Here is an 11,890-nt window from a genome sequence, read left to right on the forward strand (position 1 = left end):
GGGAGGCGCCGCATGGACACCCTGCAATCCTGGAACGCGTCCACCGTGCTGGCGATGGCGCTGATGCTGGTGGCGGCTGGCCTGGTGGTGCTGGGTCTGGGCATGGCGCGGCGGCTGCGCAGCCAGGACCGCAGCCGCCAGGTGGTGGATCAGGCGCTGGCCGCGCGCGTGGGGACGGCGGCTTCAAGCGCGCCGCGCGAGGAGCGACGCGGCAGGCTGGCCGCGGCGGCGCGCATGGCCGACACGTTCGGCAAGCGCCTGAGCGAAGGCCGTCTCGCCGACGCGCTGCTGGCCGCCGAGGACCGCAAGCTGGTGGACATGGCCGGCTACGCGCAGCCCGGCACGGCGCGGTCGCGCTTCGTCCTGGTGCGCATCGGCCTGGCGCTCCTTTTGCCCACGGCCGTGCTGCTGCTGGACTGGCACACGCTGCTGCCGCAGATGCCGCTGCGCGCTTTCGTCGCGGGCTTCGTGGCGTTCGCCATCGGCTACATGCTGCCCAAATGGATCGTGCAGCGCCGTCTGGCGCGCCGCCGCCGGCAGGCGGCCGACGAGCTGCCCTTGCTGATCGACCTGCTGCGTCTCTTGCAAGGCGTGGGCTTGTCGATCGACCAGAGCCTGCAGGTGCTGGTCAAGGAGTTCGGCCAGGTGCTGCCGGTGCTGGCTTCGGAACTGCGGCTGGCCTCGGAGCTGTATGTGCGCGGCCGCACGCGTGAACAATCGCTGGCCCGCATGGCCACGGGTTTTGACAACGACGACCTGTCCGCCATCTGCCGCCTGATCGCGCAGGTGGATCAGCACGGGGGCGCCGTGCAGGAGCCGTTGAACCGGTTCGGCGAACGCCTGCGGGACAAGCGGCGCCTGGAGTTGAAGGAGAAGGTGGGCAAGACCACGGTCAAGATGACCGGCGTCATGATCGTGACGCTGCTGCCCGCCCTGTTGATCGTGACTGGCGGTGCGGGGTTTATCGCGGTGTTGCGCGGCTTGTCGCGCATGGGAGGGATGTGATGGACGGCAGAATGGATAACCGGTCGGGCGCGGCGCGCTGCATGCTCGTGGCCACGGTGCTGGTGATCGGCGCGGGCCTCGCCGGATGCCAGACCAACAAGGCGGAATCCGCCTGGCAATTGATCCAGCAACAGCAGCAGGAGCAGGCGCTGATGCGGCAGCAGGAGGACGAGGCCGAAAACAAGCGGCGGCCCAAGGAACCGGAGCTGATGCTGTCCCTGATCGTCGAGGCGCAGCGGCAGGACCGGTATTTCGCGTCGCTGGCGTACATCGAAGGCTTTGAGCAGAAGTTCGGCAAGGATCCGCGCGTGGCCGTCCTGCGCGCCGAGGCGCTGCGCCAGACCGGCCAGATCGCGTTGAGCGAAGCGGCCTACCGCGCGCTGACCACCACCGATCAGGCGGCCGAGGGTTGGCATGGCCTGGGTCTCATCGCCGGCGGGCGCGGGCAGTTCGATCAGGCGGCAGACTACCTGGGGCGGGCGGCCCGGCAGTCGCCCATGGACGCGCGGATTCTCGGCGACCTGGGCTATGCGCGGCTGCGCGCGGGCGATCCGGCGGGCGCGCGGGTGCCGCTGGGGCAGGCGGCCGAATTGACGCCCGATAGCGGCAAGGTGCTGGCGAATCTGGCGGTGCTGCTGCTGGTGCAGGGCGATGCGGTGCGCGCGCAGCAGGTGATGGAGCGCGCGCAGCTGGGCGAGGAGGCGCGCGGGCAGGTGCTGCGCATGGCCGCCGAGATTCGCGGCCAGCTGGCGCCGACGCCAAGCGCGTCTTCCGCGCCGGCCACCCGGGTGTCCAGCGGCGAGCAGGTGGTGTTGCCGAGGATGAGTCCGCTGATGGAAGGGCTGGGCAATGGTCCCATCGTGCGTTAACCCACCGTTCAGGAGATCCGACATGATCCGTTCCATTCCGCATGCGCTTTTGATTCTGGCCTGCGCCTGCGCGGCGCTGGCGCCCTCCGCCGGACATGCGCAGACGAACGCGCCGCTGACGGGCGGCATGTCCGCCGCGCCGGCCGCCGCGTCTCCGACCGCGATGCCGGACCGGCCGGTGGTGCAACAGGTGCAGACGCCGCTACCGGCGGCGCCCGCAGTCACGTCGGCAACTACGCCGGCAACGTCTGCATCCGCGCCGTCCTCATCCCCCGCCGCGCCGGAGGCCTTCGGCGACGTGACTCGTGGGCTGCTGGCCGCGCAGGCCGACGGCCGGCGGGCGGGCAATGCCTTGCCCGTTCTGGGGCCGGTCTCCACGGCGGCCTGGAACCGTTACGTGGAAAGCTTCAAGCAGCCCATTCCCGTGTGGTTCGACAAGAACGTGGAAATCCCCAACGTCCAATAGGTTTCCCGCGCGGGTCGCTCCCGCCGCATGCCCAGACGGAGTCGCAAGCGCATGTCAGCCGGCCATCCTCGTCCCATCCCGCCGCCGCGGCAACGCGGCAGCATGACCGTCGCCGCCGTTTTTGCGGTGCTGGTGGCGGTGGTGTTGCTGGGCGTGCTGCAGCTGGGCTACGGCGCCTACATGAAGCGCGAGATGCAGAAGGCGGCGGATCTGGCGGCGTTGTCGGCGGTGCAGGTCCTGAATCTGGGCGCTGGCGCGGATTGCACGCGCGCCGCCGCAGCGGGCCGTGCATCTGCCCTGGCCAATCTGCCGAACATCCTGGACACGTTCAAGGCCGCCGACCTGACGGTGGAGTGCAAGGTGTGGGATCCCACGCGGACCGACGCCAGCGGCATGCACGTGTTCGATGCAGCGGGCGGGCAGGCCTACAACGCGGTGCGGGTGGCGGTGCGCAAGCAATTGGCCAATCTGATCCCCGGCGTGGACGGCGTCACGGCGTCTGCGGCGGCGGTGGCGACGCGAACCCCGCCGGTGGCCGCCTTCACGGTGGGATCACGCCTGCTGCGGCTGGAGCGCGGCGGGCTGTTGTCGCGTCTGCTTGCCACGGCGGGCGCCTCGCCGTCGCAACTGGACGTGCTGGATGCCGCGGGGCTGGCCAACGTCAACATCACGCCGGCCGGCCTGCTGGAAGCGCTGGGCGTGCCGCTGTCGGCCGTGGCCGGCGTGGGCACGCCCGAACAACTGGCCGCGCTCAACAATCTGACGCTGGGCCAGTTGCTGAACGCAACGCTCAGCGTCATCGACAAGCAGGCGACGGCCAGCGCCGATGTGGCGCTGCTGCGCAACGCCATCAACACCGTCCTGTCCGTGATGCCGCTGAACCTGCCGGTGAAGCTGCTGGGCGACGGCGGCGTGCTGGATCTGCACGTCGCGGGCGGCGACGCCAGCGCCGCATTGCAGGCGGAGGTCAACGCGCTCAACGTCCTGGAAACCGCGTTGGTCATCGCCAACGGCAGCAACCTGATCAACCTGGGATTGAGCTTGCCGCTGCTGGGCCTGGACGCGCGCTTGCGCATCGTCGAGCCACCTTCCGTGGGCGTGGGCGGCGTGGGCACGCAGGCGATCAGCGCCGGAATTCGCGTCTATCTGCGCGTCAACACCACCAACATCCCGCTGGTCGGGCCCTTGCTGGCCAACACGCTGAACACCCGGGTGGACCTGCCCATCATCATCGACGTGGCGCAATCGACGGGCACGCTGCGCAAGCTGTGCGAGGCGCCGCTGCAGGAAAACCAGGCGGTGATCGACGTGACCTCGGCCGCAGCCAGCGTCTGCCTGGGACGCTTTCCCGGCATGACATCCGCTACCGACAGCAGCGCCGCAAACTTCCAGTCGCTCACCAATCGCTGCGAACCCAGCGCGTTCGCCGCAATCGGCCGCCATCAGGTCCTGAACGTGCTGGGCATCCTGCCGCTGACGGCGCGGGTGACGCTGCCGGTGTTCAGCTCGACGGTGCCCGTTTCGGTGACGCTGACCGAGCCGCCATCGCCCAACGCCACGGCCACCGTCAACGCCACCAGCGTGAACCTGTCAAGCCTTGCTTCCAACCTGACGGACGCGCTGATCGGCGGCATCCTGGGGGATCTATTCAATACCGGCACGCCATTGACCGAGACGCAGCGCAAGGACCTGGCGACCCAGTTGGTGGGCGGCGACAAGAACAACGCCGGCAAGACGATCTCCAAGGTGGTCAACGACATGCAGTGGTCCAAGACCGCGATGGACCAGCTGGGCGCGCGCTTGACCACCGGCGGCCTGACCGGGGTGCTGGGCGGCACGCTGCAATTGGTGGGCGGCATTCTGAATTCGCTGCTGCTGGCCCCGCTCAGCGACGTGACCTGCTCCCTAAAGCTGGTGCCGGATGCGATCCGGCAGTGCCGGGTCGACGCGGTCGGCACGCTGGCCCTGAACGGCAGCGGCCAGGTCGGCGGCGTGCTGTCCGTCGTCATGGCGCTGCTGGACCCCTTGCTCAGCTCGCTGTCCGTGGTGCTGCAGCAAATGCTCGACGTGCTGGGCCTGAGCGTGGGCCAGACCGACGTCGCCCTGATATCCGTGGATTGCGGCAAGCCCCGCCTGGTGTATTGATGACAACGCTCCTGACTTCCATTTCCCTCCCTCCCGCAAGGGCCAAGCGATGAGCGAGAATTTTGCGCGCGAAGAGTTCGACGTGTACGTCTGGGAGGGCGCTTCCGACATCGCCAGCCGCGCGGAGCGCTGCCTGGCCGGCATGGACGTGTCGCTGGTGCGGGCCGACGCCGGCACGGCGTTCCCGCCGCCACGCGACGTGTCCCGGCGCGCGGTGGCGCTGGTGTCCGTGTCCGTGATGGGCGACAAGCGCTTCGGCGGCTACGACTGGCTGGCGGCGCAAGGCATGCCGGTCATCTGGGTGGCCGCGGAAGCGCGCGGGCGCGATCCGCGCTTCTACCCGCCGGAGTACTCGTACACGCTGCCGTTGTCCTTCACCAGCGCTGACCTGCGCAAGCTGCTGACGGAATTGCTGGGCACTCTCATCCACCTTGACCGCACCGCGCCCCGGCGCGAGCAGCCGCTGATCGCGGTGTCCGCGGCCATGCAGGACCTGCTGGCGGAAGCCGGGGTCTACGCGGACTGCCGCAGCAACGTGCTGATCCACGGCGAAACCGGCGTGGGCAAGGAGCGCATCGCGCGCCTGCTGCATGACGAGGCCGCGTGGAGCTCGGGTCCGTTCGTGGCGGTCAATTGCGGCGCCATCCCCGAGGGCCTCTTCGAAGCGCATTTCTTCGGCCACGCCAAGGGCGCGTTCACCGGCGCGATCGGCGCGCACAAAGGGTATTTCGAGCAGGCCCACGGCGGCACGCTGTTCCTGGACGAGATCGGCGATCTGCCGCTCTACCAGCAGGTCAAGCTGTTGCGGGTGTTGGAACAGAACACGGTGACGCGCCTGGGCTCGACGGCCGAGGTGCCCGTTGACTTCCGTCTGGTCGCGGCCACCAACAAGGATCTGCGGATGCTGGTGGGGCAGGGCGAATTCCGCGCGGATCTGTATTACCGGCTGGCGGTCATCGAGCTGCGCATTCCCAATCTGGAGCAGCGCGGTCCGCACGAGAAGGCCGCGATCTTTCGCGCCTTGCTGCTGAGCCAGGGCGTGCAGGACGAGCCGCCGCCGTGGCTGCTGGATCGCGTGGCGCGCACGCGCTACGAGGGCAACGTGCGCGAACTGTCCAACGTGGCCGAGCGCGTGGCCATCGTGCGGCGCCAATTCCAGGCCTGGGACCAACCGCGCATCGAACGCATCTTCGATCAGTTGGCCGAGCCGCTACGGCCAAGCGGCCCGCCGGCCGTGCGTGTCGATCCCGCCAGCTTCACCGATGCCGAGCGCGCCGAACGCGAACGCGTGCTGGCGGCGCTGGAAGCCAATGGCTGGCGCCGTCAGGACACCGCGCACACGCTGGGCATCAGCCGCAAGGTGCTATGGGAAAAGATGCGCAAGCTGCACCTGGGCGCGGCGCAGAACGAATCGGCGGACGGCCTTGCCGAGACCATATGAACCCGCAATAGGGAATGGCCCGTACGGGGCCACAGTTTCGAAGCCGAATTAGACGTGAGTTCCGCTGTCGGCGGACATAAATTGATATAGTTCCGCAACCATTTTTCTGGGGTAAACATGAACGTCCAATTTATCCGTGGCGCCGCCCGCGTGGCGTTGTTGGGCTCGGCCCTGTCGGGTCTGGCCGCTTGCGCCAGCGCGCAGCCGGAACCGCCCCGGCCCACGGTTAAACAGGTCGAGGATACGCAGGCCGCCTCCACGCCCGTGACGCCGCCCGCGCCGCCGCCGGCCGCGCGTCCCGCCTCCACGGTGTCCGAGCTGCAAGGCCTGATCCAGAACCGTCAGGTGTCGGAGCTGCGCACCGCCTATAACGGCACCTACGGCGCCAGCCTGCTGTTCAAGCCGGACGACCTGACTTACTACGTCGCCCTGTTCCAGCAGAAGGACTTCTGGCGCGTGGTCAAGACCAAGTCCGACAAGCAGGCCGAAGCCACATACCGCGCCTTCGTTGCGCAGTCCGCCGAGCTGGCCGAAGTGGACATCAAGCGCATCAAGATGCAGGCTGAAAACGCGCATGCCGAAAAGCTGCTGGCCAGCCGCAGCGCTGAATTGAGCGCCCTGCAGGCTGACCGCACCGTGCGTCTGCAACAGGAAGAGCAGGTCGCGGCCCGTCAGCAGCAATCCCGCGAGGAAGCCACGGCGCTGGCCGGCCAGCAGAAGGACGTGCGCCAGCAACTGCGCGACCTGCAACGCCAGATCGACGCCCTGCAGGCGCAACAGGCGCAGGTCGGCAGCCCGGCGGCGCAAACCCGGGCCAAGTAGCGCGCCTTCTTGTACTCTGGGCGTTGCACCCCATATAGACGCCATGGCTCTGAAAGTTTTTGACCTCCAGTGCGACCACGACCACATCTTTGAAGGGTGGTTCGGGTCGCACGAAGACTACGACGCGCAGCAGGCGCGCGGCCTTGTCACGTGCCCGGTCTGCGGGTCGGCCACCATCACCAAGCGCCTGTCCGCGCCGCGTCTGAATGTCGCCCATCTGCACGCGCCCGCCGCCCAGCCGCTCGTGCCGGCCGGCGCGTCCGACGCCGAAAAGATGGCGGCCCTGCAGGCCGCCGTCATGCGTCAGGTGCGCGCGCTGGTGCGCAGCACCGAAAACGTCGGCCCCCGCTTCGCCGAAGAAGCGCGCCGCATCCACGACGGCGACGCCGACGACCGCCCGATCCGCGGCACCGCCACGGTGGAAGAACGCGAAGCCCTGGCCGAAGACGGCATTGACGTCATGGCCGTGCCGGATTTCCTGGACGACGAACGGCTGCAATAAGGCGCCGAAGTGTCCGTACCCCTGAAGAGATGATCTGCAGCTTGAGGCAAGGTGTCTGACACCCTGGGGAGATGATCTACGGCTTGAGGCAAGGTGTCTGACACCCTGGGGAGATGATCTACGGTTTGAAGCAGCGTCTCAGAGGGTGTCAGACACCTTGCCGCCCACTGCCCAAAAAAAAGCCAGACTGCGAAGTCTGGCTTTTTTGCGCTGGGCCGGATCAGTTGTTGACGCGGCTGCGGTATTCGTTGGTGCGGGTGTCGATTTCGATCTTGTCGCCGATGGCGCAGAACAGCGGCACGTTCAGTTCGTATCCGGTGTTGATCTTGGCCGGCTTGGTCACTTTGCCCGAGGTGTCGCCACGGACGGCGGGTTCGGTGTAGGTGATTTCGCGCACGAGCGTGGTGGGCAGTTCAACCGAGATGGCGCGGCCGTCGTAGAAGACCACTTCCACGGGCATCGCTTCTTCCAGGTAGTTCAGGGCGTCGCCCATGCTTTCGGCTTCGATTTCGTACTGGTTGTACTCTTCGTCCATGAAGACGTACATCGGGTCGCCGAAGTAGGAATACGTGCATTCCTTGCGATCCAGTTGAACGACTTCGAACTTTTCGTCGGCCTTGTAGACCGATTCGCTGGCCGAGGCGGTCAAGAGGTTCTTGAACTTCAGCTTGACCACGGCGGCGTTACGGCCCGACTTGTTGTATTCGGCCTTCTGGACCACGAGGGGATCCTTGCCGACCATGACCACGTTTCCGACTCGCAATTCCTGAGCGGTTTTCATCGATAAAACTCCGGGGGTGATGGGTGCACTCGCCGTGCTTGCATAAGCCGCGTCTGGCTTTGCACACCCCGGGAGGCGTCATAGTTGAGGCCCGACAGATTCAGGGCAACTCAGAAAACTCTCTATTCTAACGTTTCTTGGCCAACTCTGCGCAAAACGTGGCCAGATTTTCGGCCAGGCCGGGCAGGGCGGACTGGCTGGCGTTCCAGTCGCGGGCGGCGTCGGACCATGCCAGCCAGGCGTCTGGCGCCAGCGCGGCGGCGACGGCCGGGGCGGTCCGGCCGGCGTTGGAGTCGGCTATGGAACCGGCTTCGGAACCGGCTTCGGCGCCGGGTTTGGACTCGTTCCACGCGCGGATCAGCGCATGGGCGGTTTCCGGGGCCGGGTAGCGCGCCAGCCAGGCTTCCAGTTTTTCAAGGTGGACGTTTTCATCCTGCGGATAGATCTGCCAGACCAGTGGCCGGGCGGCCCAGGCGGCGCGCACGAAGGAATCTTCCCCGCGCACGAAATTCAAGTCCGCGCACCACAGCAGGCGGTCGTAATCGGGCTGAGCCAGAAAGGGCAGCCGGACGACGCGCGGTGCGCCGACCGTCTGGCAGGCCGCTTCCAGCCTGGGCGCCACGCCCTGCGGCACCAGCAGCAGGGTGGGGCGCGCGTCGGCGGTCAGGGCCTGCGCCAGTTCCGCTACGGGGGCGGACGGATAGCAAAACAGGGACACGGTACGCGCGCCGGTGCGCCGAAATGCCAGCGCATCGTCCGGCACGCCGGCCGAGCGCAGGAAGGCGTCCTGCATGTCCGCCGAGCCCTGCAGCGCTTCGCGCTCCGCGTTCAGGGCCGGTTCGCGCAGCAGGCCGCCCGTGGCCGGCGTAAAGCCCGGGAAGAAAAAGTGCTTCACCAGGCCATCCGGACGCTGCGACGGCAGCCCGTGGCAGCTTTCGACCCACGCTTCGGCGCTTAGGTACTCCAGGTTGATCCAGACGGGGTGGGTGCGTCGCATGGACGCGATGAAGGACTCGGGCGGATCGCACGCGAAGGCCTCGATCACGACGTCGCGCGCCGCCAGCATGGCGTCCGGCATATCGGACCAGTGCACGACGTCGACGCCCGCCAACTGCTGGCGCGCGGCGCCCGGCGTGATGCCCGGCTGGATGTGCGCAAAGCTGGTCAGGTCGTCGACCCACAGGCGGACTTCCCAGTGGAAATCGCGCGCGAGCTGGCGCGCAAGGCGCCAGCAGACGCCGATGTCGCCGTAGTTGTCGACGACCCGGCAGAAGATGTCCGCTTGCATGGCAGGCCTAGTGGAACTGGGCGGGTGCGGCCTCGGCGTCCTCGGGCAGTTCGGCGTGCACCAGTTCGCCCAAGGGGTTGGGGAAGTAGGGCGCGCCGCAGTCCTCGCAGTATTCGGGCGGCAGCACGCCGGGAATGCGGCGCACGTCGGTGACCCCGTATTCCTTCAGCAGCGCGGCGATCTCGTCGACCACGTCGGGCTGGCCTTCGTCCATGACCAGGTCTTCCTCGCGGCCGTACAGCGGCCACACGCAGCCGTAGTACACGTCGTTGCTGCTGCGAGCGGTGAAGCCGATGCGGTATTCGTCGATGCGGCCTTCGCCGCAGCCGGCCACCACGGCGCGGAGTTGGGAGGCTTCAAGGTTGACGGCGCCTTCCAGCCAGCTGACCGCGGCGCGCAGCGACAGCGGGCGCACCTGGCGGTCGGCTTCGCGGTTGCTGACGTAGTAGGCGTCGGGCAACAGGGCCTCGAAACCGCAGCCCGGCAGCAGCGCGGCCAGCGTGGGCTGCGCCTGCGCGGCCCATTGCGCGAGGCAGGCGTCGCGGCTGGCGTCAGTATCGCCCAGCTTTTCCTGCCAGCGGAAAATCGGCTCGCCTTCGGGCACGGCGACCGTGCCGACGATGTAGCGCGTGTCGGCCAGCATGTTGGCGGTTTCGGTGTCGGTGTTCAGCGCCGGTTTGGTGGTCTCGGCGCCCAGCGCCTGCGAGCCCAGGCGTTGCAGCCACTGCCAGGTCTCGGAGAACGTGCGCGGCATCTGGTCCACGCTGACCATCAGGGGCATCAGCGTGGTGCGCGCATTGCTGGACAGGACGTGTCCGTGAAGCTGGGCCAGCAGGGCTTGCTGCGCGCTGGCGGAAATCGGGCCAGTGGGAATGGCGTAGCGGGTCCAGGCGACGATGGGCGCGACGATCAGCAGGACGTCGTAGCGAACGCCGTTTTTCTCGATCTTCATCGATTCGGACAGGGTTTCGGCCTGTTCGATCAGAACCTCGTAGGCGCCCACGTCGCTTTGGGCAAGGTGGTCCAGCGCCGCTTCGAGCGGGGCGTCCTGGCCAGCCTTGAGCAGCTTCGGGATCGCTTCGCCAAGCTGGGTCTCCCAAAAGACGTCTTCGACGCGGCTGCCGGAGCGGTTCAGCGCCTGGGCAAGGGCGACCAGCCGGGTAGCGTCACGGGTCATGCGGGGAGCGGATTGGCTGCGGGATCGGGCCATAACTTCGGGGAACGTCCATTCAGTGTGTAACGACGTAGTTTAACGCCCGGCACCCTCGGCGGGGGCGGTACGTCATGCCGGCCTGCCTGAATCAGCACTCGGGCGGCGTGACGCGTGTTCGCGGCAGGCGTCGCAAACGCGTGAGACCCGTATTGATGCTTATCGGGCAACAGATTATCCCGATGCCGGGGGTTTATTGCTGGATTGAATCGGCTGACAATGGCGGCATCGTTATTGTTTCTGGAGGCTCAGCCATGCGTTGGCCTACGCTTTTTGTTTCCCACGGTTCCCCCATGCTGGCCGTCGAACCCGGCCGGACCGGCCCCGCGCTTGCGGATTGGAGCGCCGCGCAGGGCCGCAAGCCGCGCGGCATCCTGGTGGTCTCGCCGCATTGGATGGGCGAGGGCCTGGCGCTGTCGACCCGCGACCAGCAGGTTGCGTGGCACGACTTCGGCGGTTTTCCGCCGGAACTCTACGCCTTGCAATATGCCGCGCCCGGATCGCCGGAACTGGCTGCACGCGTGCAGGCGCTGCTGGCGGAATCGGGCATCGCTGCAGACCGCGATCCGCGGCGTCCGCTGGACCACGGGGCCTGGGTGCCGCTGCGCTATCTGTACCCGGACGTCGACGTGCCGGTCGTGCAGCTGTCGCTGGACATGGGGCGCGATGCCGCCGGACAGCTGGAACTGGGCCGCGCGCTGGCGCGCCTGCGCGACGAAGACATCCTGATCATCGGCTCGGGGTCGCTGACGCACAACCTTCGCCACGTCCGCATGCCGCAGAACGCGCCGGCGGCCGAGTACGTGCCGGGCTTTCAGGCGTGGTACGCGGACAAACTGGCGCACCACGACGTGCCCGCGCTGCTGGATTGGCAAGCGCAGGCGCCCGGCGCGATGGAGGCGCATCCGCATGATGACCATTTGATGCCGCTGTACGTCGCGTTGGGGGCGGGCGGCACGAAGGCCCGCCGGCTGAACGACGAAGTGTCGTACGCGGCGTTGGCGATGGACGCCTATCAGTTTGATTAAGCCAGCTCCATGCCCCGGTGTCTGACACCCGTTGAGCCAGCTCCATGCCCCGGTGTCTGACACCCGTTGAGACACTGCGGCAAGCTGACGATCATCTCTGGAGGGTGTCAGACACCTGCTCAATTTGAACGGGTGTCTGACACCCCCGCCGCCCATGAAAAACGCCCCGGAACCGCAAGGTCCCGGGGCGTTCTTACTGAGTTGCAACCGTTGACGATCAGGCAGCAAGCAGTTGGCGCAGCACAAAGGGCAGGATCCCGCCGTGCTGGTAGTAATCAACCTCGATCGGCGTGTCGATGCGCAGCAGCACCGTCACGTCCTGCTTCGAACCGT

11 protein-coding genes are annotated in these 11,890 nt (G+C 67.5%); 8 read left to right on the forward strand and 3 right to left on the reverse strand.

What is annotated here, in order from left to right; genetic code table 11:
* Nucleotides 1–12: 12 nt before the first annotated feature.
* The 7 genes from RT697_RS17375 to RT697_RS17405 all read left to right on the forward strand — a co-directional run bounded on the left by RT697_RS17375 (nucleotide 13) and on the right by RT697_RS17405 (nucleotide 7,250).
* Nucleotides 13–1,005, forward strand: coding sequence for a type II secretion system F family protein (locus RT697_RS17375; protein ID WP_313700515.1), 993 nt, complete (start codon nucleotides 13–15; stop codon nucleotides 1,003–1,005).
* A 41-nt stretch (nucleotides 1,006–1,046) separates the two neighbouring features.
* Complete coding sequence (locus RT697_RS17380; protein WP_409517453.1) at nucleotides 1,047–1,874, forward strand: tetratricopeptide repeat protein; 828 nt, start codon at nucleotides 1,047–1,049, stop codon at nucleotides 1,872–1,874.
* 22 nt (nucleotides 1,875–1,896) lie between these two features.
* On the forward strand, nucleotides 1,897–2,340 hold the full coding sequence (locus RT697_RS17385) for a DUF3613 domain-containing protein (RefSeq protein WP_313700518.1): 444 nt from the start codon (nucleotides 1,897–1,899) through the stop codon (nucleotides 2,338–2,340).
* A gap of 102 nt (nucleotides 2,341–2,442) precedes the next feature.
* Nucleotides 2,443–4,485 carry a TadG family pilus assembly protein gene (locus RT697_RS17390; protein WP_313700520.1) on the forward strand — a complete coding sequence of 681 codons (2,043 nt, stop codon included), beginning with the start codon at nucleotides 2,443–2,445 and terminating at the stop codon, nucleotides 4,483–4,485.
* A gap of 49 nt (nucleotides 4,486–4,534) precedes the next feature.
* The gene (locus RT697_RS17395; RefSeq protein WP_313700522.1) at nucleotides 4,535–5,926 is read left to right on the forward strand and encodes a sigma-54 dependent transcriptional regulator; all 1,392 of its coding nucleotides are present in this window, start codon (nucleotides 4,535–4,537) and stop codon (nucleotides 5,924–5,926) included.
* A gap of 117 nt (nucleotides 5,927–6,043) precedes the next feature.
* Nucleotides 6,044–6,748: a DUF2968 domain-containing protein gene (locus RT697_RS17400; protein WP_313700524.1), complete on the forward strand. Its 705-nt coding sequence runs from the start codon at nucleotides 6,044–6,046 to the stop codon at nucleotides 6,746–6,748.
* 43 nt (nucleotides 6,749–6,791) lie between these two features.
* A complete protein-coding gene (locus RT697_RS17405) occupies nucleotides 6,792–7,250 on the forward strand; it encodes a DUF1178 family protein (protein WP_313700525.1) in 459 nt (152 codons plus the stop codon).
* 220 nt (nucleotides 7,251–7,470) lie between these two features.
* Here RT697_RS17405 and efp read toward each other — a convergent pair whose 3' ends face one another.
* The 3 genes from efp to RT697_RS17420 all read right to left on the reverse strand — a co-directional run bounded on the left by efp (nucleotide 7,471) and on the right by RT697_RS17420 (nucleotide 10,529).
* Nucleotides 7,471–8,031 carry an elongation factor P gene (gene efp / locus RT697_RS17410; protein WP_006225610.1) on the reverse strand — a complete coding sequence of 187 codons (561 nt, stop codon included), beginning with the start codon at nucleotides 8,029–8,031 and terminating at the stop codon, nucleotides 7,471–7,473.
* Nucleotides 8,032–8,158: 127 nt separating this feature from the next.
* Nucleotides 8,159–9,319 (reverse strand): elongation factor P maturation arginine rhamnosyltransferase EarP, encoded by a 1,161-nt coding sequence (gene earP, locus RT697_RS17415; RefSeq protein WP_313700527.1) that lies wholly within the window; start codon nucleotides 9,317–9,319, stop codon nucleotides 8,159–8,161.
* 7 nt (nucleotides 9,320–9,326) lie between these two features.
* Nucleotides 9,327–10,529: a DUF2863 family protein gene (locus RT697_RS17420; protein WP_313700529.1), complete on the reverse strand. Its 1,203-nt coding sequence runs from the start codon at nucleotides 10,527–10,529 to the stop codon at nucleotides 9,327–9,329.
* A gap of 254 nt (nucleotides 10,530–10,783) precedes the next feature.
* Here RT697_RS17420 and RT697_RS17425 point away from each other — a divergent pair, with 254 nt between their 5' ends.
* The gene (locus RT697_RS17425) at nucleotides 10,784–11,557 is read left to right on the forward strand and encodes a class III extradiol ring-cleavage dioxygenase (protein ID WP_313700531.1); all 774 of its coding nucleotides are present in this window, start codon (nucleotides 10,784–10,786) and stop codon (nucleotides 11,555–11,557) included.
* The last annotated feature ends 333 nt before the right edge of the window (nucleotides 11,558–11,890 follow it).

Source organism: Achromobacter sp. (assembly GCF_032113835.1).
In the GTDB taxonomy this organism is placed as follows: Bacteria; Pseudomonadota; Gammaproteobacteria; order Burkholderiales; family Burkholderiaceae_B; genus Achromobacter.

What these genes read in the sequence shown, in the direction of transcription:
- RT697_RS17375 (WP_313700515.1), top strand. Translation starts at nt 13, where the DNA reads ATGGACACCCTGCAATCCTGGAACGCGTCCACCGTGCTGGCGATGGCG.
- RT697_RS17380 (WP_409517453.1), top strand. Translation starts at nt 1,047, where the DNA reads ATGCTCGTGGCCACGGTGCTGGTGATCGGCGCGGGCCTCGCCGGATGC.
- RT697_RS17385 (WP_313700518.1), top strand. Translation starts at nt 1,897, where the DNA reads ATGATCCGTTCCATTCCGCATGCGCTTTTGATTCTGGCCTGCGCCTGC.
- RT697_RS17390 (WP_313700520.1), top strand. Translation starts at nt 2,443, where the DNA reads ATGACCGTCGCCGCCGTTTTTGCGGTGCTGGTGGCGGTGGTGTTGCTG.
- RT697_RS17395 (WP_313700522.1), top strand. Translation starts at nt 4,535, where the DNA reads ATGAGCGAGAATTTTGCGCGCGAAGAGTTCGACGTGTACGTCTGGGAG.
- RT697_RS17400 (WP_313700524.1), top strand. Translation starts at nt 6,044, where the DNA reads ATGAACGTCCAATTTATCCGTGGCGCCGCCCGCGTGGCGTTGTTGGGC.
- RT697_RS17405 (WP_313700525.1), top strand. Translation starts at nt 6,792, where the DNA reads ATGGCTCTGAAAGTTTTTGACCTCCAGTGCGACCACGACCACATCTTT.
- efp (WP_006225610.1), bottom strand. Translation starts at nt 8,031, where the DNA reads ATGAAAACCGCTCAGGAATTGCGAGTCGGAAACGTGGTCATGGTCGGC.
- earP (WP_313700527.1), bottom strand. Translation starts at nt 9,319, where the DNA reads ATGCAAGCGGACATCTTCTGCCGGGTCGTCGACAACTACGGCGACATC.
- RT697_RS17420 (WP_313700529.1), bottom strand. Translation starts at nt 10,529, where the DNA reads ATGGCCCGATCCCGCAGCCAATCCGCTCCCCGCATGACCCGTGACGCT.
- RT697_RS17425 (WP_313700531.1), top strand. Translation starts at nt 10,784, where the DNA reads ATGCGTTGGCCTACGCTTTTTGTTTCCCACGGTTCCCCCATGCTGGCC.